Origin of the sequence: Lentzea sp. HUAS12, from assembly GCF_024125735.1 — a bacterium.
Classification (GTDB): domain Bacteria; phylum Actinomycetota; class Actinomycetes; order Mycobacteriales; family Pseudonocardiaceae; genus Lentzea; species Lentzea albida.
Genome location: NZ_CP099738.1, coordinates 6690652 through 6711726, shown reverse-complemented (window position 1 = coordinate 6711726; position 21075 = coordinate 6690652). Strand labels below are relative to the sequence as shown.

At 70.0% G+C, this 21075-nt stretch carries 19 protein-coding genes; 13 read left to right on the top strand and 6 right to left on the bottom strand.

The genetic code is table 11. The annotated features are described in order from the left end of the window. Window positions 1-25: 25 nt before the first annotated feature. Complete coding sequence (locus ND450_RS30815) at window positions 26-1363, top strand: PLP-dependent aminotransferase family protein (protein ID WP_253321951.1); 1338 nt, start codon at window positions 26-28, stop codon at window positions 1361-1363. Here ND450_RS30815 and ND450_RS30810 read toward each other — a convergent pair. The 4 genes from ND450_RS30810 to ND450_RS30795 form a co-directional block, all read right to left on the bottom strand. Then, window positions 1346-2869, bottom strand: coding sequence for a serine hydrolase (locus ND450_RS30810; RefSeq protein WP_253321950.1), 1524 nt, complete (start codon window positions 2867-2869; stop codon window positions 1346-1348). The two genes, ND450_RS30815 and ND450_RS30810, sit on opposite strands and share 18 nt — an antisense overlap. Before the next feature lie 7 nt (window positions 2870-2876). Beyond that, window positions 2877-4082 (bottom strand): exo-beta-N-acetylmuramidase NamZ domain-containing protein, encoded by a 1206-nt coding sequence (locus ND450_RS30805; RefSeq protein ID WP_253321949.1) that lies wholly within the window; start codon window positions 4080-4082, stop codon window positions 2877-2879. Then, window positions 4079-5734 (bottom strand): glycoside hydrolase family 3 protein, encoded by a 1656-nt coding sequence (locus ND450_RS30800; RefSeq protein WP_253328041.1) that lies wholly within the window; start codon window positions 5732-5734, stop codon window positions 4079-4081. The genes ND450_RS30805 and ND450_RS30800 overlap by 4 nt, the downstream gene beginning before the upstream one ends. A gap of 629 nt (window positions 5735-6363) precedes the next feature. Further along, complete coding sequence (locus tag ND450_RS30795) at window positions 6364-7158, bottom strand: HAD-IB family hydrolase (protein ID WP_089908182.1); 795 nt, start codon at window positions 7156-7158, stop codon at window positions 6364-6366. Window positions 7159-7606: 448 nt separating this feature from the next. Between ND450_RS30795 and ssd the strand changes: the two genes are divergently transcribed. From ssd to ND450_RS30750, 9 genes are all read left to right on the top strand, one after another. Beyond that, window positions 7607-8641: a septum site-determining protein Ssd gene (gene ssd / locus ND450_RS30790; protein WP_253321948.1), complete on the top strand. Its 1035-nt coding sequence runs from the start codon at window positions 7607-7609 to the stop codon at window positions 8639-8641. Beyond that, the gene (locus tag ND450_RS30785) at window positions 8638-8829 is read left to right on the top strand and encodes a hypothetical protein (protein WP_253321947.1); all 192 of its coding nucleotides are present in this window, start codon (window positions 8638-8640) and stop codon (window positions 8827-8829) included. The genes ssd and ND450_RS30785 overlap by 4 nt, the downstream gene beginning before the upstream one ends. Window positions 8830-9289: 460 nt before the next feature. Beyond that, a complete protein-coding gene (locus tag ND450_RS30780; RefSeq protein ID WP_253321946.1) occupies window positions 9290-10399 on the top strand; it encodes a TadA family conjugal transfer-associated ATPase in 1110 nt (369 codons plus the stop codon). Further along, window positions 10393-11163, top strand: a complete 771-nt coding sequence (locus ND450_RS30775) for a type II secretion system F family protein (protein ID WP_253321945.1) — start codon at window positions 10393-10395, stop codon at window positions 11161-11163. Before ND450_RS30780 ends, ND450_RS30775 begins: the two co-directional genes overlap by 7 nt. Next, window positions 11160-11687 carry a type II secretion system F family protein gene (locus tag ND450_RS30770; protein ID WP_253321944.1) on the top strand — a complete coding sequence of 176 codons (528 nt, stop codon included), beginning with the start codon at window positions 11160-11162 and terminating at the stop codon, window positions 11685-11687. The genes ND450_RS30775 and ND450_RS30770 overlap by 4 nt, the downstream gene beginning before the upstream one ends. 9 nt (window positions 11688-11696) lie before the next feature. Further along, the gene (locus ND450_RS30765; RefSeq protein ID WP_253321943.1) at window positions 11697-11873 is read left to right on the top strand and encodes a DUF4244 domain-containing protein; all 177 of its coding nucleotides are present in this window, start codon (window positions 11697-11699) and stop codon (window positions 11871-11873) included. Window positions 11874-11883: 10 nt separating this feature from the next. After that, entirely contained in the window at window positions 11884-12183 is a 300-nt protein-coding gene (locus tag ND450_RS45890; RefSeq protein WP_305885183.1) for a TadE family type IV pilus minor pilin, read from the top strand. Then, window positions 12180-12605 carry an Rv3654c family TadE-like protein gene (locus ND450_RS30755; protein WP_253321942.1) on the top strand — a complete coding sequence of 142 codons (426 nt, stop codon included), beginning with the start codon at window positions 12180-12182 and terminating at the stop codon, window positions 12603-12605. The genes ND450_RS45890 and ND450_RS30755 overlap by 4 nt, the downstream gene beginning before the upstream one ends. A 196-nt stretch (window positions 12606-12801) precedes the next feature. After that, window positions 12802-13425, top strand: a complete 624-nt coding sequence (locus ND450_RS30750; RefSeq protein WP_089908203.1) for a bifunctional DNA primase/polymerase — start codon at window positions 12802-12804, stop codon at window positions 13423-13425. Between the two features lie 444 nt (window positions 13426-13869). Here the strand turns inward: ND450_RS30750 and ND450_RS30745 are convergent, their stop codons facing one another. Beyond that, complete coding sequence (locus ND450_RS30745; protein ID WP_253321941.1) at window positions 13870-14637, bottom strand: aminoglycoside adenylyltransferase domain-containing protein; 768 nt, start codon at window positions 14635-14637, stop codon at window positions 13870-13872. A gap of 345 nt (window positions 14638-14982) precedes the next feature. Further along, window positions 14983-17280: a DEAD/DEAH box helicase gene (locus ND450_RS30740; protein ID WP_253321940.1), complete on the bottom strand. Its 2298-nt coding sequence runs from the start codon at window positions 17278-17280 to the stop codon at window positions 14983-14985. A 216-nt stretch (window positions 17281-17496) separates the two neighbouring features. Between ND450_RS30740 and ND450_RS30735 the strand changes: the two genes are divergently transcribed. The 3 genes from ND450_RS30735 to ND450_RS30725 all read left to right on the top strand — a co-directional run bounded on the left by ND450_RS30735 (window position 17497) and on the right by ND450_RS30725 (window position 21033). Then, the gene (locus ND450_RS30735) at window positions 17497-19806 is read left to right on the top strand and encodes a sodium-translocating pyrophosphatase (protein ID WP_253321939.1); all 2310 of its coding nucleotides are present in this window, start codon (window positions 17497-17499) and stop codon (window positions 19804-19806) included. A 66-nt stretch (window positions 19807-19872) separates the two neighbouring features. Continuing rightward, window positions 19873-20445 (top strand): hypothetical protein, encoded by a 573-nt coding sequence (locus ND450_RS30730; RefSeq protein WP_089908213.1) that lies wholly within the window; start codon window positions 19873-19875, stop codon window positions 20443-20445. A gap of 30 nt (window positions 20446-20475) precedes the next feature. Then, window positions 20476-21033, top strand: a complete 558-nt coding sequence (locus ND450_RS30725) for a hypothetical protein (RefSeq protein ID WP_253321938.1) — start codon at window positions 20476-20478, stop codon at window positions 21031-21033. Window positions 21034-21075 lie beyond the last annotated feature (42 nt).

The following is a 21075-nucleotide window of genomic DNA, read 5'->3' as shown; positions in this document are numbered from 1 at the left end:
GCCCTGGGCGTGGTGCAATCTCCACGTGGAATCGTGGGCCAATCTCGACTTCCACCTGGACCTGTCCGGTCCGGGTGGCCTGCGGCACCGGTTGACGGCGTCGCTGCGCGAAGCGGTGCGGTCGGCTCGGCTGCCTCCGGGGACCCGCCTGCCGGCGTCGCGGTCGCTCGCTCTCGACCTCGGCATCGCGCGCAACACCGTCGCCGAGGCGTACGCGGAGCTCGTCGCGGAAGGGTGGCTGACCGCGCGCCAGGGTTCGGGAACCGTTGTCGCGCAACGGGTCGCGCCGCCCTCGCCGGTGACGCGCACCGTGCCGGAACCCGGCGTGCGGTTCGACCTGACGGTGTCGACGCCGGACGTCACGGAGTTCCCGCGCGCGGAGTGGATCCGGTCGACGCGGCGGGCGCTGATGGCGGCACCGTCGGAGGCGTTCGGGCCGGGCGACCCGCAGGGGCGGATCGAGCTGCGGACGGCGCTGGCCGAGTACCTGGCGCGGGCGCGGGGAGTCCGTGCCGATCCCGAACGGATCGTGGTGTGCTCCGGGTTCGGCGGTGCCGTGCAGATGTTCGACCGCCTGCTGGAGGCGCCGGTCGTCGTCGAGGAGTACGGGCTGGGGTTCCACCGGTCCTTGTGGACGTCGACCGTTCCGTTGGCGGTGGACGATCACGGCGCGAACACCGAGCAGTTGCCCGACGAACGGCGTGCGTGCGTGTTGACGCCGGCGCACCAGTTCCCCTTGGGCGGCCCGTTGCACCCACGGCGGCGCGCTGCGGCCGTGGAGTGGGCACGGCGTGTGGACGGCCTTGTGCTGGAAGACGACTACGACGGCGAGTTCCGCTACGACCGGCAGCCCGTCGGTGCGGTGCAGGGGCTCGACCCGGAGCACGTCGTCTACCTGGGGACGTCGAGCAAGGCGTTGTCACCGGCATTGCGGATCGCGTGGATGGTGCTGCCCGACCGGTTCGTCGACCCGGTCCTGGCGTTGAAGACCGACCGCGAGCAGTACATCAGCATGCTCGACCAGCTGACGTTGGCCGACTTCTTGGCGTCGGGTGCGTACGACAGCCATGTGCGGCGGATGCGGCTGAAGTACCAACGGCGGCGCGATCGTCTGGTGGAAGCTGTTTCGCCGTACGTGTCGGTGTCCGGCATCGCGGCCGGGATGCACGCGGTGCTGGAGACGCCGCACGAGTCAGCGATCGTGCAGACAGCGCGAGAACGTGGGATCGAGATCAGTCCTCTCTCGTGGTTTCGGCACGAGCTGAGTGACGACGACCGGTCCGGTGTGGTGGTGAGCTTCGGAGCGCCCGCGTTTCCACGGGCGCTCGCCGGCTTCACCGAGGTGCTAGCGGCGTGCCACTGACCAGCCCTCGGCCGTGACGTCGCCACGGGCGTGGACGTACACGCCGCGGCCGTTGTACTGGCCCGCCTTGGTGTAGACGAACCTCGACTTCACGGATTCCGTTGGCATCCAACGGCGTCCGGTCGTCGTGACGGTCCTGGCGTCCCGCCAGTCGGTGCCGTTCCAGTGCTGGATCGTCAGCTTGTCGCCCTTGTCGACGTCGACGAACACCTCGACCGGGCGTTCCGCGGTGAGCGTGCCGCCGGATGTCGTTGCGCGCCACTGTTTTCCGTGCGCTGTGACGGCCAGTGCGTTCGCCAGGCCGTCGGCGACCGCGCGGCGGGCCGGGTTGACGCTGCCCCAGTCGCGGCTCGGGTGCACGCGGTTGGTCAGCAGGATCGCGATGGAGCGCGAAGCCTTGTCGATCACGAACGACGTGCCGGTGTACCCCGTGTGACCGGCGGTTCCCGGGCCGCTCAACGCACCCATGTACCAGCGCTGGTCGAGCTCGAAGCCGAGGCCGTGGGCGTTGTCGGGGAACTGCTGGTTGAAGTTCGTGAGCATCAGCTCGACGGAGTGCTCGCTGAGGATCCTGCGGCCGTTGTACGTGCCGCCGTTGAGGATCGTCTGGCCGAGGATCGCGAGGTCTTTGGCCGTGCCGAACACACCGGCGTGGCCGGCTACTCCTCCGAGGGACCACGCGTTCTCGTCGTGCACCTCACCGCGGACGATGCCGCGCGGTGGTGCCGACTGGAACTCCGTGGCGGCCGTGCGGTCCTTGGCCTTCGGGTTGTAGCCGGTGTCCTTCAGGCCCAGAGGCCTGGTGATGCCGTCCCGCACGGCCTCGTCGAGGCGTTTCCCGCTGACCTTGAAGACCAGCTCGCCGAGCGTGATCAGGTTCAGGTCCGAGTAGACGTACGTGGTGCCGGGCGTCGACTTCGGCGTCACGTCCATCACGGCTTTGATGCGTGACGGGATGTCCGGATACCTCTGCCAGAGCGGGATGAACGGTTCGAGGCCGCTCGTGTGTGTGAGGAGCTGCTTGACGGTGATGTTCTCCTTGCCGTTCACGCCGAACTCGGGCAGGTAGGTGGCGACCTTCTCGTCGATGGCCACCCGGCCCTGCTCGACCTGCTGGATCACCGCGATCGACGTGAAGAGCTTGGAGATGGAGGCGAAGTCGAAGATCGTGTCCTTCTGCATCGGGACGCGTTCTTCTTCCGTCAGCTGGGTTTGCTGGTCCTTGTAAAGGACCGCGTAGCCCGTGCGGTCGTGCGTGACGATCTTGCCGTTGTGCACGTACAGCGTGACGGCGCCGGCGAACAGCGGTTTGCCGTTGGCCTGCGGTTTCTGGAAGTCGCGCAGCTGACCCAGGGCCGCGTTGATCGGCTCCGGGTCGAGGCCGGCCCACTGCGGACTGGCCTCGCGCAGGGTCGTCCAGCGGTTCGCGAAACCGTCCTGGGGCTGGTCGAAGTGGCCGGGGACCGCCGTCGTCACGAGTGCGACGGCCAGGGCAGGGATGAGCATGGCGTCCTCACCGGTAGCGCAGGTAGGGCTGGCGGGTGCGGCGGAACTGCTGCAGCTCCTGCTGCCACGCGCCGGTGATCTCGTCCAGGGGAGCCCCGGCGTCGATCATCCCGCGCAGCCTGTCGGAGCCGCTGAGCTTGTCGATCCAGTTGTCGGGACGCCACGCGAAGACGCTCGGGTACAACGACTTCGCGGTGATCAGCATGGCGACGGCGGCCCTGATCGCGTCGAACTCGTGCGGGTCGGTGACGTGCAGGGTGACACCGCCGCAGGTCTTGCCCTGGAACTTGTTGAACGTCGGCGAGAAGTAGGTCTCGCGGAACCGGATCCCCCTGAGGCCCAGGGCGTTCAGCGCCTCGGCCCAGCGCCAGTCGATGCCGGGTGCGCCGACCGTCTCGAACGGGCGGGTGGTGCCGCGGCCCTCGGACAGCGCGGTGCCCTCGAACAGGCACGTGCCGGGGTAGACCAGCGCGGTGTCCCGGGTGGGCATGTTCGGGCTCGGCGGGACCCACGGCAGGCCCGTGTCGAGCTGGTCGCGCCGCCAGTTCCGGACGTCGACCACGCTGAGGTTCGTCTCGAGGCCGAACTCGCCCTTGAAGAGGCGGGCGAGTTCGCCGACGGTCATGCCGTGTTGCTGCACGATCGGCTTCAGGCCGACGAACGTGGCGTAGGCCGGGTCGAGCTGCGGGCCGTTCGCCTTGCCGCCGATGGGGTTCGGGCGGTCCAGGACGATGAAGTCGAGGTCCTGTGCGGCTTCCATCGCCTGGTACAGCGACCAGATGTACGTGTAGAAGCGCGCGCCCACGTCCGCGATGTCGAACACGACCGTGTCGATGCCCGCCTTGGTGAACATCGCCTGGATCTTGGCAGGAGTGGCCTGGTACGTGTCGTACACCGGGATACCGGTGCGCGGGTCGGCGTAGTCGCCTTCGGAGCCACCTGCCTGGGCGGTGCCCCTGAAGCCGTGTTCCGGGCCGAACACGGCGGTCGGCTTGGCGTCGTGGGCGACCATCGAGTCGACGACGTGCGTCTGGTCTTTCAAGATGCCCGTCGGGTTCGTGAGCACGCCGACCTTGCGGCCCTTGAGCCTGCGCCAGCCGTCGCTTGCGAGCTGTTCGGCGGCGGTGGCGAGCTTCGGGGCCGCGGTGGCGGTGGAAGCGCTGACGAGGGGGACGGAGAGGGCACCGGCTGCGAGGAAGCTCCGCCGCCTCACCAGGTCACCCCGTGCCCGAACGGGTAGGGGGTCGGGCCGGGGACGTCGACCGGGAGCTTGCCCTGCGGCTTGACCTCGCCGAGCAGGACCCTGGCCAGCGCCTCCATCGACACCGTGGTGGTCGAGTAGGTGGCGAGCCACGTCTTGGCGTTGCTGTGGGCGACGTCGTACGGGTTGCCGGTGGCGGCCGCGATGACGGGCTTTCCGGTGGCGACCAGCTGGTTCACGAGATCGACCTGGGCGGGCCTGGTGCTCGCGTTGTTGGTCAGCACGACGATCTTGTCCGCGTTCGCCGCCGCTGCCACCGCCTGCTGGATCTGCGCCGCCGTAGGACTGGTCGACGTGACGACCTTGGTGCCCTTGAGCCTGGTGGCGAGGGCCGTGGTGGTGTCGGCGCTGGTGCCGACGACCAGGGGAGCGGTGGCGTTCAGCGGGATCGCCTGGCCGTCGTTGCGGACGGCCGTGATGGTGCGGTCGGCGATGGCCTGGGCCTTCTCCGTGTTGGAGCCGACGATCTGGTCGACCTCGTTCACGTCGGTCTCGGCGGTGAGCATGACGCCGCGCAGCAGCTTCATCTTGAGGATGCGCAGCACGCTCTCGTCGATGCGCTTCTCGGTGATCTCACCGCTGCGGACGGCCTTGACGACGCTGTCGATCGCGAGGCCGAGGTTCGGCGGCATCAGCAGCTGGTCGACGCCCGCCTTGATGGCGAGCACCGGGATCTCGGCGTCGGAGTGGAGCTTGCGGACGCCCGCCATCTCCAGCGAGTCGGTGACGACGACGCCGTCGTACTTCAGCTCGTCGCGCAGCAGACCGGTGATGATCTTCGGGCTGAGCGTGGCCGGGTTGCCGGACGGGTCGATCTGCGGCACCTGGATGTGCGCGGTCATGATCGAGTCGATCTTGGCGGCGATGGCGGCCTTGAACGGCGGAGCGTCGATCTGACGCCACTGCTCCAGGCTGCGGTTCGAGACCGGCAGGGCGGTGTGGCTGTCCTCGGACGTGTCGCCGTGGCCGGGGAAGTGCTTGGCCGTGGAGGTCACCGAGGTCATGTCGAACCAGCGGCGCCCCTCGTAGCCCTGGACCTGGGCGGCGACCATGTCGGCGGTGAGCTTGGGGTCGCTCGAGAAGCTGCGCACGCCGATGATGGGGTTCACCGGGTTGGAGTTGACGTCCGCGTCCGGCGCGAAGTTCTGGTTGATGCCCATCGCGCGGAGCTCCTGCCCGGTGATGCGGGCGGCCTCCTCGGCGTCCTTGACGCTCCTGCCCGCGCCGAGCGCCATGTTGCCCGGCAGCTGGGTGGCCGGCGGGCCGATGCGCGTGACGAGTCCCATCTCCTGGTCGGTGGAGATGAGCAGCGGGATCTTGCTGGCTTTCTGCAGGCCGTTGGAGAGCTGCGCGATCTGCTTTGGCGTGTCGATGTTGTCGCGGCTCGAGTTGTTGAAGTAGATGACGCCGCCGGGCTGGTACTTGCGCACCATGTCCGCGGCCGTCGCCACTCCGAAGTCCGTCTGGTTCTTGGGGTGCGGGACGTCGGCGGCCTGCCCGTTGACGTACGTGACGAAGAGCTGGCCGACCTTCTGTTCCAGCGACATCCCGCGCAGGGTGGTCACCGAGGCGTCCGCTCTCGCCACCGGCGTGAGGGCGACCATGGCAGTGACCAGCGTCAACGCGGCGATTTTCCGCACTTGGAAGAGCCTCCCGGTGATGTTCCCACAGATAACTGGCGCAGTTCGCAAGTTACCCACGACCGTGGGGTGGGTCAACGGGTGGCCATTGTGCCGTTCGGTGGCACTTTTTGACCGGACAAGCAGACGGGGCACCCCCGAAGGGGTGCCCCGTCTTCAGCGCGGGCTTGCGAGTTACCAAGCGTGCAACTCGTGTCGTACAACCCTGGCCTCGGCGTCCGGCGTCCCGGTACGCAGGCCCTAGACGACAAGCCTCCCGCGGCGTGCTGCGCGTGGGTACTCGAAGTCCGCGCACGGAGCTCTACCGGGGTGGAGTCTGGCTTCTCTTCGCCAGGTCCCTGGCCGATCCGAGGTCCGCACCACCATTTAAGTGCGTGGGCCCGGTCACAGCAAGGGCTCGGACGGGTGCACCGTTCAAGCCACGTTCAGTAAGGAAAGTACTGGCGTTTCTGGATTTGTGAGCGCGTGTTCGTGTTCGGGTACCGCTGGGCGGGCGGTGCCGTGCACTCACGCGGGCACCACGTGCGCGGCGCGTGGCCGCTACTCGCCGGTACCGCTCACTTCCCGGTGTTCGTGGCCGCGAGGGCTTGACTTCAGCCGTTGCCGCGCTTGCGGCGCAGGCCGTACCAGGCCGCGCCGGCCGCCGCGACGGCGCCGAGGCTGATGGCCGTGACCGCCACCGCCTTGCCCGACGGGGTCGGGATGCGGCCGCGCAGGCTCACCGGGTCGACGAACTGCTGCACCGGCCAGTCCTTCTCGAGCGCGATGCGGCGCAGGCCCCGGTCCGGGTTCACGACCGTCGGGTGGCCGACGACCTCGAGCATCGGGAGGTCCGTGACGCTGTCCGAATAGGCATAGCTCTTCGCGAGGTCGTAGCCGTGCTCGGCCGCCAGCTGCTTGATCATGACGGCCTTGTTGTCGGCGGCGCAGTAGAACTCGACCTCGCCGGTGTAGCGGCCGTCCTGGATCACCATCTTCGTGCCGACGCTGTAGTCCGCCCCGATCATCTCGGCGATGGGGGCGACCAGTTCTGCGCCGGACGCGCTCACGATGACGACGTCGTGGCCCTCGGCCTTGTGGTCGGCGATCAACTGCGTCGCTTCTTTGTAGACGAGCGGATCCACGATGTCGTGCAGCGTCTCGCTCACGATGCTGCGGATCTGCTCCACGTCCCAGCCGGCGGCGAGAGCCGTGATGTGCGCCCGCATCCGGTCCATCTGGTCCGCGTCCGCGCCGGCGAGCATGAACACGAACTGCGCATACGCGCTCTTCAGGACCGCGCGGCGGTTGATCAGACCCTCCTGGAAGAAGGGGCGGCTGAACGCCAGCGTGCTCGACTTCGCGATCACGGTCTTGTCGAGGTCGAAGAAGGCGGCGATCCGGCTCATGTGACCCAGCTTAGGTGTACTCGTCAGTAGGCCGTTCGGGCGGCATTTCGTTCGTGTACGAAACCGTTGTGCTGCACGGTTACCGAAACTTGCCCCGCGGCTGTTGCGGAAGTTGCGCGCGGCACTGGCGCATGGGGATACAGTAGGAGAGTCCGGTTCGACGGACGGGTTCAGTCCGACCCCCCGGGACTGAACCATTGACGACCCCCGTCCCTCCCCCCTGGCGGGGGTCGTCCCATATCCGGACCCCGTTTCCGCGCGGGTGCGACTGGACCTCTGCCGTCCTCGCGCCGCGTTCCGGTGGCCAACCCCTCAGCGTCGCACACGACACCGACAGTCCTGGCGCGCCAAGGCTTCCAAGATCGCGACCTGTCCACAGCCGCTGATCTGTCCACATGTGGATCAACGCCCGTTGTGTCGTTCATCACGACTGACCACCGTTGATCCCATGACCCACCCCATCGCCCTGCTCACGGACCCGGACCTCCTCGACGAGGTCCTCCGCGTCGCCGCCGCGGCCGACTGCCCGCTCTCCTGCGCCCCGGACGTCACGTCGCTGCGCGCCCAGTGGCACTCCGCACCCCTGGTCCTGCTGGACCCGGCCGCGGTCTCCGCGTGCCTCGACGCGGGCTTCCCCCGCCGCACCGGTGTCCTGGTGGTCCACGGAGGCGACCCGCCCTGGGCCCCGGCCGTCGCCCTGGGAGCGGACGGCGTCCTCGAACTCCCGGTGGAGGGCCGCTCCCTGGTGACGGCCCTGACGGACCTGGGCGAGGGCCCGCCCTCCGACCGCGGCCGCGTGGTCTCGTTCATCGGCGGCAGGGGAGGAGCAGGAGCCTCGACCCTGGCCATAGCCTGTGGCCGCGAGGCCGTCGTCCAGGGCGGCGAGGCGATGCTCGTCGACTGCGACCCCCTCGGCGGCGGCATAGACCTGGCCCTGGGCACCGAGTCCGACCAGGGCGCCCGCTGGCCGGGCGTCCACGCCACCGGCGGCAGGGTCCCGATGTCGGCGCTGAGGGCCGCCCTCCCCACCACGGGCAACCTGAGCGTCCTCGCCTGCGACAGAGCGGCCCCGGACCCGGAACCGGCGGCGGTGGCGGCGGTCCTCGACGCAGGCCGCAGGGCGGGCTGCACGGTCCTCTGCGACCTGCCGCGCTTCCCCACCGCCTCCGCCTCGGCGGCCCTCGACCGCACGGACCTGACGATCCTCGTGGTCCCGGCCGAGGTCCGCGCCACGGCAGCCGCCGGCAGAGTCGCCACCCGCCTCCTCACCCACGGCCGCACCCTCCGCCTGGTGGTCCGCGGCCCGTCCCCCGGCAACCTCCAGCCGTCCGAGATGGCGGAGGTGATCGGCGTCCCCCTCCTCACCTCGATGAGGGCCGAGCCGAGCTTGGCCGAGGTACTGGAACGAGGCCGCTTCCCCCGCAACCCCAAGGGCCCGCTCGCCACAGCGGCCCGAGCGGTCCTGAAGGAGCTACGCCCGTGACGCGCCCGGCCACCACCGACCAGGAGATCGAGTGCCTCACCTCCTACCTGGATGACGCGGAGGCGGCACCACCCGACTTCGCCGGCTGCGGCTGCGTGCCGTTCTTCGTTGCGGCAGAGGCGGTTCCGCGTCGAGCGGTGCCCGCACAGCGCCCCACCGGCCCTCCGGCCGCTCTCACGCCGACTTGATCCCGCCCCACCCGACTTCGACCTGCCTCATCGCCTTCCGGCGATCTCTCGCCTTCCCGGCTGCTTACCGCCCTCTCGCTCGCCTCCTCGCACCCCGCCCTGCCTCGCCTCGCACCTCTCGCTCCCTTCCTGCCCGGTCCCAGCCTCGGCGCGTCCCTGCACTCCGGCGCCTCCCGCCGGCACACCTGCCTTCCCTTGCCGTCCATCCGCTCCTCCCTCCACCCCACAACCCCTTGCGCGGAAGGAACTCCCGCCGTGACCCGCCTGGGCCTCCTCCTCCGAATCGCCTGCCGGATGGCGCGCAACCTCGCCGTCCACGGCCGCCTCTACCCACCGCGCTTCATCTTCAAGAAGGAGCCGAAGTGAACCGCTTCCTCATCTGGTGCCAGGAGACCTGGCTCCGCCTCACCGGCCGCGAGATCACCTACGGCCGCCACGCCCGCCGCCCCGAGGCCGCGACGTGACGGCCGCCCTGATCGACCGCGTCCGCCACCGCCTGGCCGGCGCCGACATGGAGATGACGGCGGCCGTCGTGGCCCACGCGGTCCGCACGGAGGCGGGCGGCGTGCTGGCCGACTCGGACGTCCTCGAAGCCCTCCAGGTGCTCCGCCAGGAGTTCAGCGGCACCGGTCCGCTCGACCCGCTGCTCGCCGACCCCGGCACCACCGACGTCCTGGTCACCGCCCCCGACCAGGTCTGGGTCGACGGCACCACGGGGCTGCGCAAGACCGCCGTCACCTTCCCCGACGAGGACGCGGTCCGGCGTCTCGCCCAGCGGCTGGCGGTCTTGGCGGGCAGGCGGCTCGACGACGCCTCGCCGTGCGTCGACGGGTGGCTGCCGGGCAGCGGCGTGCGGCTGCACGCGGTGCTGCCCCCTGTCGCCGACCGCACCTGCCTGTCGCTGCGCGTCCTCAGACCGGCGACCCACGACCTGGACGCTCTCGAACACCTCGGCACGTTCGACGCCGAGATCGCGGAGACCCTGCGCACCATCGTCCGCGCGCGGATGGCGTTCCTGGTGGTCGGCGGCACCGGGTCGGGTAAGACGTCGCTGCTGTCGGCGCTGCTGGGGTGCGTGCCGCCGCACGAACGCATCGTGTGCGTGGAGGACGCGGGCGAGCTCAACCCGGACCACCCGCAGTTCGTGCGGCTCACGGTGAGACCGGCGAACGTCGAGGGCGCCGGCGAGGTCACCACCCGTCAGCTGGTGCGGGAGGCCCTGCGGATGCGGCCCGACCGGATCATCGTCGGGGAGGTGCGCGGGGCCGAGGTGCGGGAGTTGCTCACCTCGTTGAACACCGGGCACGAAGGCGGCGCCGGGACGATGCACGCCAACTCGCCCGCCGAGGTGCCGGCGCGGCTGGAGGCGCTGGGGGCGTTGGGCGGCCTGGAACCGCGCGCGTTGCAGAGCCAGGTCATGGCGGCGGTGCGGGTCGTGCTGCACATGCGGCGCGACCGGAACACCAGGTACCTCAACGAGATCGGCGTGTTCGAGAAGGGCGACGGGCTCGAGGTCCGTCCGGTCTGGACACGCGAGCACGGCTGGCGAACCGGGGAGTTGCCGTGGTGAGCCTGGTCCTGCTGGCCACAGCGCTGCTCGTCTGGCCGCAGCTCAAGTCCGTCCGCCGCCTCAGGCCGCAGGGCAAAAGGAAGATCACGCTGCCCCCGTACGTCTGGCTCGTGGCCGCGGCGATCATCACCTACCTCCTGGCAGGTGTCGGTGGGCTGATCGCCGCGGCGGTGATCGCGATGACCGTCAGACGGATCTTGAAGCGGCACAAGCGGAACAAGGCCCTGCGCCAGGCGACCGAGGCGTTGAGCAGCGGGCTGGGCGGCGTGATCGACGAGCTCCGGGCGGGTGCCCACCCCGCCCAGGCGGCCGAGGGCGCGGCGGCGGACACCCCGGCGCCCGCGAAGGAAGTGCTGAAAGCGGCTGCGGCGACGTCGAGGCTGGGCGGTGACGTCGAACGGACGTTGCGCGAGCTGCGGCAGCCGTTGCTGACCAGGGCGGTGGACCAGCTGGCCAGGGCGTGGCGCGTGTCGGCGAAGCACGGTGTGGCCCTGGCGGACGTCCTGGACGCCACGAGACGCGACCTCGACCAGCGGGCGGCGTTCGCGCGGCAGGTGCACGCGCGGATGGCCGGGCCTCGGGCCAGTGCGGCGGTGCTGGCCGGCCTGCCGCCGGTGGGTGTGCTGCTGGGCGAGCTGAGCGGTGCGCGGCCCCTGCACGTCCTCACGAGCACTCCAGCCGGGCAATCTCTCCTGGTCCTGGGCGCGGTCTTCGCGGCGGCCGGCATCTGGTGGACGCAGCGGATCACCGAGGTCGAGCCGTGACGTTCCTGCTCCTCGCGCTGGCGGTGCTGGTGGCACCGGCACCACGCCGGTCGATCGACCGGCTCAGGCCGAGCGCCCACGACCCGCCGCCGGACGAGCCGAGGCCGGACGGGCCGTTCGAACGGGCCGCGGCCTGGGACCTGCTGGCCGCGTGCCTGCGGGCCGGCCTGCCGGTGCCCACCGCGATCCAGGCGGTCGAGATCGGGGAACTGGGTCAGGTCGCCGAACTCCTCCGACTGGGCGCCGATCCGGTCACGGCGTGGGAGTCCGCGCTCGACCATCCCGCGACAGCGCTGCTGGCCAGGGCGGCGAGGCGGACCGCGCGGTCCGGGGCCGCTCTCGCCCGGCAGACCGCGGAGCTCGCCGAACGCACCAGGTCCGAGGCGAGTGACGAAGCGGAAGCGAAGGCGCAGAAGGCCGCGGTCGCGGTGGCGGCGCCGCTCGCACTGTGTTTCCTGCCGGCCTTCCTGTGCCTCGGCGTCGCGCCGGTGGTGCTGGGCCTGGCAGGCCAATTCCTCAACTAGGAGACGTCCATGGAACTGCTCGACGGGCAGCTGCTCGACGACGACAGCGGCATGAGCACGGTGGAGTACGCGATCGGGACGTTGGCCGCGGCCGCGTTCGCCGGACTGCTCTACGTGCTCCTCACCAGCGACTTCCTGCAGAACCAGTTGCGGGAGCTGATCCAGCGTGCACTGTCTTCGGTCTGACGACCGGGGCATGGTCACGGTCGAGGCGGCGATCGCGGTCTGCACGCTGCTGGTCGCCCTGGGGCTCGCGGCGAACGGGCTGACGGCGGTCACCGAACAGATGCGGTGCGCCGACGCGGCGAGAGAAGCGGCACGGCTTGCCGCACGCGGCGAACGGCAGCGCGGCGAAGAGGCCGCGGGGCGGATCGTGGGCGGTGCCAACGTTGTGATCGACGAACAAGGCGACGCGATCGAGGTCGTCGTCAGCAAGCGCGGGCCGCTGGGCGTGCCGCTCAGCGCACGGGCGTTCGCCGTGCCGGAACCGCGATGAACGGCGAACGGCCTGGCTGCGAGCGCGGTTCGGCTGCGGTGAGCGGCGTGGTGGCGATGTTGTTGCTGATCATCGTCGCGGTGGGCGGCGCCTGGATCGGCTCGGCGGTCGTCGCGCGGCACCGGGTCACGGGTGCCGCCGATCTGGCGGCGCTCGCCGCTGCCGCTCGTCTCACCGAAGGCGACGAAAGTGCTTGTGAGCAGGCAAAACGCGTGGCCTCGGAGCACCGTGCCGAGCTGACGGACTGCGCGGTGAACGGTTGGGAGGTGGTGGTCGGGGTGTCCGCGGTTACGCCGTTCGGCCCGGTGAGCGCGCGAGCCAGGGCAGGTCCGGCTGAAGATCGAAGCGTTTGGAGCACGACGAGCGGTCGACTCACAGCGGTGAGCGGACTCACACCGCCGCCGGGACATGCTGAACGGTGATCGAACCAAACGCGCGGAGTTCAGTTGCCCGTTCTGACAAAGGACGTTCGCCGTCCCGTAGCTACCAGTTGTCGAGCGGGGCTTACGGAGCCCGGTGCCGGTGTCGTTAGTTGTAGTGGCGGCACCGACGCGGTGTCCTACGAACACCGGCACCACGTCGATGTCGAGTCAAAGCCTAGGAAGAAGGCGACGGAAGATGGATTGGTCGGACAGCTGGCGCGGGGCCTTCCGCATCGAACTGCGTGCCGAGGCCATCAGCCTCGCGTTCCGCGGTTGGCCCGTGCTGCCCGGCACCTTCCCGGCCGGTTCTGAGAACGGCGTGACGCAGTGGGCGGGCCGCAGCGGCCTCGAGCAGCACGGCCCGATCCCGGTGCACCGCGACTGGGTCGACCGCATCGGCACCCGTCCCGAGCAGGTCGCCACCTGGTGGACCGGCGCGTCCTACAGCCTTCTCGTCGCCACCGGTCACGTGGTGGACGCGATCGAGGTCGGCACCGACCTCGGTCGCCGCGCGGCCGTCGCCCTGCGGTCGATCGGCGTTCCCGTGCCGATCGCCGCGACCCCGTCCGGCCGGTGGATGTTCCTGGTGAAGTCCGGCTCGACCCTCAACACCGAGCTGGCCGGCAACCCGGACGTGCACCTCTACGGCAAGGGGGAGTACATCCCGCTGCCGCCCACCACGATGGCGCACGGTGTCGTGCACTGGCGGGTCAAGCCGCAGGTCTGCGGCTGGAACCTGCCGGACGCGCACGTCGTGCAGGACGCGCTCGTCGAGGCCGTGCACGCCCCGGCGCGTGGCTACCAGCTCGAAACCGTCTGACCCACAACAGAAGAAGCCCGGCCGTGTTGGGTGTCGTCGTGGACTCTCCCCGACAACCCCGAAGGCGATGCCCTGCACGGCCGTTCCACCAAGCCCGGTCCGATGATCGGCCTCCGCACCCCGCACGTCGGGGGCCGGCAGAGGAACGGGCGAAAAGCCGAACACGCACCCCGAAGGACAGCCTCCCGCAGTAGTGACCGGGCCGAGGAACGTTAGTGGCGGAGCACCAGCTCTGCCGCGGTCGGTGAAGCCGGCTCCTCCCCGGAGTTCGTCAGAAGACAGTCGACACCGACGCCTCCCGCGTGTCCTGTCGAGACGAACGAACCAGATTCCACCGATGTTCCAAGGGATCCGGTCACGAAGCGGTAGCAGGCGGGAAAACAGTGTTCGGCACGTGGAGAGCGCGGCGGGGGTACCCGTGAGCCCCCGCCGCGCCCACGAAAGCTAGAGACCTTCCGCGTACGCGGCGAAAGCCAAGGTCTCTTCCACAGATCCGGGCCGCGGTACCGCATCGGCGTCCCAGCCGAGGTCCCGGTCCTGAAGGACTTGCTCGATCAGCGGGTGCCACCGCTGATCGAGCACATTCAAGGCCCACAGCAGGGCGCCGCGCTTCGACTCCACCTCTCCGGTCCGGATGGTGTAGAGCGTGCGGCAGTAGGCCGACACGATGTAGCGCTGCGACCACGCGTTGCCCATCGGTGCCCACTCCGCGATGCCGGACAACACGTGCGGCAACTCCGCCCTCATCGACGAGCGCAGCACGGAACCCGGCACCTCGTCGACCAGCGACGTGACCGGCGGGCCGTCCAGCACGATGCCGTGGCGGCGCAGGATCCAGCGGGCGTGCGGACTGTTGCAGTGCGTGTCCCAGATCAACGTGCGGGTGCCGTGGTCGTTGAACAGCCACGGAACCCCGAGACCGGCCACCGAGCGCAGCGACCCGACATCGGCGTACGACCCCTCGATCTCGGTGGACCAGCGGCCGGGACGGGTCGGGATCTCGTCGTGCAGGGCACGAAGCCCGGCCTCGCGATCGCCGGAGGGCAGTTCGGTGCAGGCGACGATGAAGTCGCAGTCGCTGTGGACGTCGCCCGCACCCAGGGCGAACGAGCCCTGGACGTACGCGCCGACGTAGGTGGGGCCGAGGATCTCGCGGACCGAGGAGACGAAGTCGGCGAGCAGGGCGTCGAGGTCGGAAAAGGGCGTGAACAAGGCAACTCCTGAGGAACCCGTGGCCGATGTGGGGGCGGGCGCGGCGGAGAGCGAACGCTCGTGCGGAGGCGATGCGGCAGGGAGGCGATGCGGCCGTCAGACCGGATCGCGCCGAGGTGCGTCAGGTGCCCCGGCTCGCGCTCGGGCACGGCAACGCACTGGCACGGCAACCTGCTGGCTTGTCGTGCGCAGGCATGGCGCACTGTCGGCTCAGCCCACGAAGGCGCAGCGGAGCGTCGGGCCTTGGTCGCGTCGGGCTCTCGCCGCGTCAGGCGCGGCGGGTCCGGGTGGCGTTGTTGCAGCAGGCGTTCACCCCGCCACCGTAACCGGGCGAACCGGCGCAGGTCAGGTGATTTTCCCCAGCACCACGTCCAGCACCAGCACCGCGCCCGCCTTGTCGAGCGGGTCGTTGCCGTTGCCGCACTTGGGTGACTGCACGCATGACGGGCAGCCCATCGGGCACGCGCAGGCGCTGATCGCCGCGCGGGTCGCGGACAGCCAGGCCCGCAGGGCCGAGTGGCCCCGGTCGGCGAAGCCCGCGCCGCCGGGGTGGCCGTCGTGCACGAACACCGTCGGCATGCCCGTGTCGGGGTGCACGGCCGTCGAGACGCCGCCGATGTCCCACCTGTCGCACGTCGCGAAGAGCGGTAACAGGCCGATGGCCGCGTGTTCGGCGGCGTGCAGGGCGCCGGGGATGCGTTTGGCGTCCACGCCGGCGGCGAGGAGCAGTTGCTCGTCGACCGTGTACCAGACGGCGCGGGTGCGCAGTGTCTGCGAGGGCAGGTCCAGCGGGATCTGGTCCAGCACCACGCCGGACGGCAGGCGGCGGAGGTAGCCGACGACCTGGGTGGTCACCTCGACCTCGCCCAACGACACGGACACGCCGTCGAAGTCGGTGCGTTCGACCTCGCGCACCACGGTGATGTCCACGCAGTCGCGCGGCTGCGTGGTCCACTCCGGGTCTTCGCGGTGCACGAGCGCCAACCCGCTCTCCAGGTCGAGCTCGTCCACGACGTACGCGCGGCCCTGGTGCAGGTACACGGCGCCGGGGTGCACCTGCCACGAGGCCGAGCCCGGGTCGACGGTGCCGAGCATGCGGCCCGAGTCGGCCTCCACGACGGCCACCTGGTCGCCGCCGGAGCCGCGGATGTCGACGCCGGCGTGCGGGCGGTCGTGCGACGCCCAGTACCAGCCCGCCGGCCTGCGGCGCAGCAGCTTCTCCGCCACCAGTTCGTCCAGCACGGACTCGGCGAGCTCGCCGCCGAAGTCCGGGAGGCAGGCCGGGGTCAGCGGCATCTCCGACGCCGCGCACGCCAGCTGCGGGCCCAGCACGTACGGGTTCAGCGGGTCGAGGACCGTCGCCTCGACCGGCCTGTCCAGCACCGCCGCCGGGTTGTGCACCAGGTAGGTGTCCAACGGGTCGTCGCGGGCCACGAACACGACCAGCGCGCTGTCGCCGGACCGGCCGGCGCGGCCCGCCTGCTGCCAGAACGACGCCAGTGTGCCGGGGAAACCGGCCACCACCACGGCGTCCAGGCCCGCGATGTCGACGCCGAGTTCCAGCGCGTTCGTCGTCGCCACGCCGAGCAGGTCGCCCGTGGACAGCGCCTTCTCCAGCGCGCGGCGCTCCTCCGGCAGGAAGCCGCCGCGGTAGGCGGCCACGCGCGGGGGCAGCTCACTGTCCACTTCGGACAAAATGCGCTGCGTGCCCAGCGCCGTCAGCTCGGCGCCGCGGCGGGAGCGCACGAACGCGAGCGACCGGGCGCCCTCGACGACGAGGTCGGCGAGGATCCGCGACGTCTCCGCGCCCGCCGAGCGGCGGACCGGCGCGCCGTTCTCACCCTCCAGAGAGGTCAGTGGGGGTTCCCACAACGCGACCGTGCGTGACGCACGCGGCGAAAAGTCGTCCACGACAGCGGAAACGGGCACGCCGAGCAATCGTTCGGCGGATCCAGAAGGATCAGCCACAGTGGCCGATGCCAAAACGAAGATCGGGTCCGCGCCGTATTTCCGCGCGACGCGGCGGAGCCTTCGCATCAACAACGCCACGTGCGAACCGAAAACGCCTCGGTAGGAATGGCACTCGTCGATCACCACGTACTTCAGCCGCCGGAAGAACCGCAGCCATTTCGGGTGCTGCGGGAGGATTCCGCGGTGCAGCATGTCGGGGTTGGTGAAGACCCAGTTGGCGTGGGCCTTGACCCAGTCGCGTTCGGCCATCGGGGTGTCACCGTCGTAGGCCGACGCGCGCACCCCCTTGATCCCCAGTTCCTCGAGCGATCGGAGCTGGTCCGCCCCAAGGGCTTTGGTCGGTGACAGGTACAGCGCGGTGGCCTTCGTGTCCGCCAAAAGAGTGGAAAGCACCGGCAACTGGTAGGCAAGTGACTTGCCCGACGCCGTGCCCGTCGCGAGGACCACGTGCTGCCCGGACCACGCCAGCGACGCCGCCTCGGCCTGGTGCCGCCACGGCTCCCGCACACCCGTCTCGACGAACGCCTCGACGACCGCCGGCGCCGTCCACGCAGGCCAGTCCACGTGATCTGCCTGCCGCAACGGCAGGTCGCGCGCGTGCGTGAGGGGTGACTCCCCGGCGGGCACCCCCGCCAGCACGCGGTCCAGCAACCGGCGTCCCTGATCCACCACGGGATCGAGCTTCGCATACACCACCGACAGTCCAGGGCGGGCAGTGCGCGACTTCCTGCGCAGATAACGGTGTGTGCACGGAACGGAACGTTTCGTTGCCTCCTTGCAACCAGCCCCTAGACTCCCCGCTCATCGCATCCAATGAGGGATGCGTCACGTCGCGCTGGGCGGCTGGACTGCCTTGGCGCTGCACATGGCAACTCACCAGGAGGACGGATGTCCCGGCAATTCCTCGCGGAGGGCCTAGAGCTCTCCGGGGGTGATCGCGGCGTCGTAGCCGTGGTCGCCGTGGTCGCCCTGGCTGCTCTCGCCGTCGGGTACGTGCTGCTCAAGGAGGTGCTGGCCGCCGGCCAGGGCACCGACAAGATGCAGGACATCGCCAAGGCGGTTCAGGAGGGCGCAGCGGCCTACCTCAACCGGCAGTTCCGCACGCTCGGCATTTTTGTCGTGATCGTGTTCGTGCTGCTGTTCGCGCTCCCGGCGGATGATTTGGCCGAGCGAATCGGCCGATCATTGTTCTTCATCGTCGGTGCGGCGTTCTCGGCGACCATCGGCTACCTGGGCATGTGGTTGTCCACGCGCGCCAACGTGCGTGTCGCCGCCGCCGCGAACGAAGAAGGCGGTCGCGAAAAGGCGACGCGCATCGCGTTCCGCACCGGCGGCGTGGTCGGCATGACCACGGTCGGTCTCGGCCTCTTCGGCGCGGCGCTCGTCGTGCTCGTCTACGCCGGTCAGGCCCCCAAGGTACTGGAGGGCTTCGGCTTCGGTGCCGCGCTGCTCGCGATGTTCATGCGCGTCGGTGGCGGCATCTTCACCAAGGCCGCCGACGTCGGCGCCGACCTCGTCGGCAAGGTCGAGCAGGGCATCCCCGAGGACGACCCCCGCAACGCCGCCACCATCGCGGACAACGTGGGCGACAACGTCGGTGACTGCGCCGGCATGGCCGCGGACCTCTTCGAGTCCTACGCCGTGACGCTCGTCGCGTCGCTGATCCTCGGCACCGCGGCGTTCGGTGTGCAGGGCCTGCTGTTCCCGCTGATCGTCCCGGCGATCGGTGTGCTCACCGCGGTCATCGGCGTCTACACGACGAAGGCCAAGGCGGGCGAGAGCGGCCTCTCGGCCATCAACCGCGCCTTCTACATCTCCGCGGTCATCTCCGCGGTGCTGTGCACCATCGCGGCGTTCACGTACCTGCCGAGCTCCTTCGCGGACCTCAACGGCATCAGCGACGCGGTCAAGTCCACCAGCGGCAACCCGGCGCTGATCGCGTCCGTCGCGGTGATCATCGGCATCGTGCTCGCGGGCGTCATCCTCTGGCTGACCGGCTACTACACCGGCACCGACCACAAGCCGGTCAAGGAGGTCGGCCAGACCTCGCTGACCGGTGCGGCCACGGTGATCCTGTCGGGCATCTCGGTCGGCTTCGAGTCGGCCGTCTACACCGCGTTGGTCATCGGTGCCGCCGTCTACGGCGCGTTCCTGCTCTCCGGTTCGGTCGTCGTCGCGCTGTTCGCGATCGCGCTCGCCGGTTGTGGTCTCCTCACGACCGTCGGCGTCATCGTGGCGATGGACACCTTCGGCCCGGTCTCCGACAACGCGCAGGGCATCGCCGAGATGTCCGGTGACGTGCACGGCGAGGGCGCGCAGATCCTCACCGAGCTCGACGCCGTGGGCAACACCACCAAGGCCATCACCAAGGGCATCGCGATCGCGACGGCCGTGCTCGCCGCGACGGCGCTGTTCGGCTCCTACAAGGACGCCATCGACCAGGCCGTGGCGAAGGTGGGCAACCTCACGGGTGATCTGCCCATCTCGTTCACCAACGTGGTGTTCAGCCCGAACGTGCTGGTCGGCGTCGCCATCGGTGCGGCCGTCGTCTTCATGTTCTCGGGCCTCGCGGTCAACGCCGTGACGCGCGCCGCCGGTGCCATCGTGTTCGAGGTGCGCCGCCAGTTCCGCGACAACCCCGGCATCATGGACTACTCGGTGAAGCCGGAGTACGGCCGCGTCGTCGACATCTGCACCAGGGACTCGCTGCGCGAGCTCGCGACCCCCGGCCTGATGGCCGTGCTCGCCCCGATCGCCGTCGGCTTCGGCCTCGGCGTCGGCCCGCTGGCGGGCTACCTCGCCGGCGCGATCGCGACCGGCACGCTCATGGCGGTCTTCCTGGCCAACTCCGGTGGTGCCTGGGACAACGCCAAGAAGCTGGTCGAGGACGGCAACCACGGCGGCAAGGGCTCCGACGCCCACGCCGCGACGGTCATCGGCGACACCGTCGGCGACCCGTTCAAGGACACCGCCGGCCCGGCCATCAACCCGCTGATCAAGGTGATGAACCTGGTCTCGGTGCTGATCGCGCCCGCCATCGTCACCTTCTCCATCGGTGACAGCGCGTCCGACCCGATCCGCATCGCGATCGCCGTGGTCGCGGCGCTGATCATCGTGGGTGCGGTCGTCGTGTCCAAGCGCCGCGGGACGTCGATCACGGACACCCCCGCGGAGACCGTGAGCAACGGCGCCGCTTAGTTCCAACTGCTCCGGTCGGGGTACGTTCGGGTCTCCCCCGACGTACCCCGACCTAGGAGTTCCGACATGAGGCGCAGCCTCGTCGCCACTGCCGCAGTTGCCGCCCTAGCGCTGGCCGGGTGCACCAACGGCGGCAACTCCGGCACCACCTCCACGCCCACCAGCGGCGCGGACAACGCAGCGGCCGTCGCCTACATGGACAAGGTGTGCGCCGCCGCCTCCGAGTTCGCCAAGATCGAGAAGACGGCCCCGAAGCTCGACGCGGGCGACTCCGCCAAGCTCAAGGCCGAGATGGCCGCGTACATGGGCCAGCTCGCCGACGCCTTCGGCAAGTCCGCCGAGGGCCTGAAGAACGTCGGCCCGTCGCCCGTGCAGGGCGGTGAGGAGGCCGTCACGAGGATGGCCGAGACGTTCACCTCGCTCGGCACCCTGTTCACCGAGGCCAAGACCAAGGTCGAGCAGGCGGACGCCAACAACGCCACCGGAGGCCTCCAGGCCGCCGGCGAGGCCATCGCCAAGCTCTCCGAGCTCGCGGACCCGCTGCGCGACCTCAACGACGTCCCCGAGCTGCAGAAGGCCACGCAGACGGCGCCGAAGTGCCAGGAGATGCAGCGCATCAACGTCACGCCGACGAGCTGACCGCGACCGCCCGGAGTAACTTCGGAGCCCATGCGCCGCACAGTCATCGCAGTTGTGACGAGCTGTCTGCTCGCGGTCTCCGCGTGCAGCAGCGGAGGGTCGTCCACGACCACGGCCACCGCCAGTGAGGCGGACGTCGTGGCGTGGATGGACAAGGTCTGCGGCGCCGTCGACGGCACCGTGAAGTCCATGGCCGACGAGCCCCCGATCGACATGAACGACCCGTCGACCCTCAAGAAGGGCCTGTCGGACTGGCTCGGCACCAAGGTCGCGGCGGCCGACAAGTCGATCGCGGACCTCAAGGCGCTCGAGGACGGCCCGCACCCGAAGTCGAAGGAGCTGGTCTCGGCCGCCTCCTCGGGCATGGGGCAGATCAAGGACCTGCTCGCCGGCACCAAGTCGAAGCTCGACGCGGCCGGCGACGAGAACCAGGTCGTCGCCGCCTTCACCGAGATGGTCGGCAGGGCGGGCGAGCTGGAGAAGGCGGGCGCCGACGTGCAGAGGAAGTTCGACGAGACGGGCCTCGCCGGAGCCGCTCAGAAGGCGAACAACTGCAAGGGCCTGCAGGCGGCTCCTCCCACCACCTGACAGGCGGAAACGACGTCTGACCGGATCACCCGAACGTGTACG

Excerpts from the sequence above, each read along its gene's own strand:
- ssd (WP_253321948.1), top strand. The coding sequence starts at position 7,607 with ATGACCCACCCCATCGCCCTGCTCACGGACCCGGACCTCCTCGACGAG.
- ND450_RS30730 (WP_089908213.1), top strand. The coding sequence starts at position 19,873 with ATGAGGCGCAGCCTCGTCGCCACTGCCGCAGTTGCCGCCCTAGCGCTG.
- ND450_RS30765 (WP_253321943.1), top strand. The coding sequence starts at position 11,697 with ATGGAACTGCTCGACGGGCAGCTGCTCGACGACGACAGCGGCATGAGC.
- ND450_RS45890 (WP_305885183.1), top strand. The coding sequence starts at position 11,884 with ATGGTCACGGTCGAGGCGGCGATCGCGGTCTGCACGCTGCTGGTCGCC.
- ND450_RS30750 (WP_089908203.1), top strand. The coding sequence starts at position 12,802 with ATGGATTGGTCGGACAGCTGGCGCGGGGCCTTCCGCATCGAACTGCGT.
- ND450_RS30810 (WP_253321950.1), bottom strand. The coding sequence starts at position 2,869 with ATGCTCATCCCTGCCCTGGCCGTCGCACTCGTGACGACGGCGGTCCCC.
- ND450_RS30800 (WP_253328041.1), bottom strand. The coding sequence starts at position 5,734 with ATGGTCGCCCTCACGCCGGTGGCGAGAGCGGACGCCTCGGTGACCACC.
- ND450_RS30725 (WP_253321938.1), top strand. The coding sequence starts at position 20,476 with ATGCGCCGCACAGTCATCGCAGTTGTGACGAGCTGTCTGCTCGCGGTC.
- ND450_RS30755 (WP_253321942.1), top strand. The coding sequence starts at position 12,180 with ATGAACGGCGAACGGCCTGGCTGCGAGCGCGGTTCGGCTGCGGTGAGC.
- ND450_RS30795 (WP_089908182.1), bottom strand. The coding sequence starts at position 7,158 with ATGAGCCGGATCGCCGCCTTCTTCGACCTCGACAAGACCGTGATCGCG.
- ND450_RS30735 (WP_253321939.1), top strand. The coding sequence starts at position 17,497 with ATGTCCCGGCAATTCCTCGCGGAGGGCCTAGAGCTCTCCGGGGGTGAT.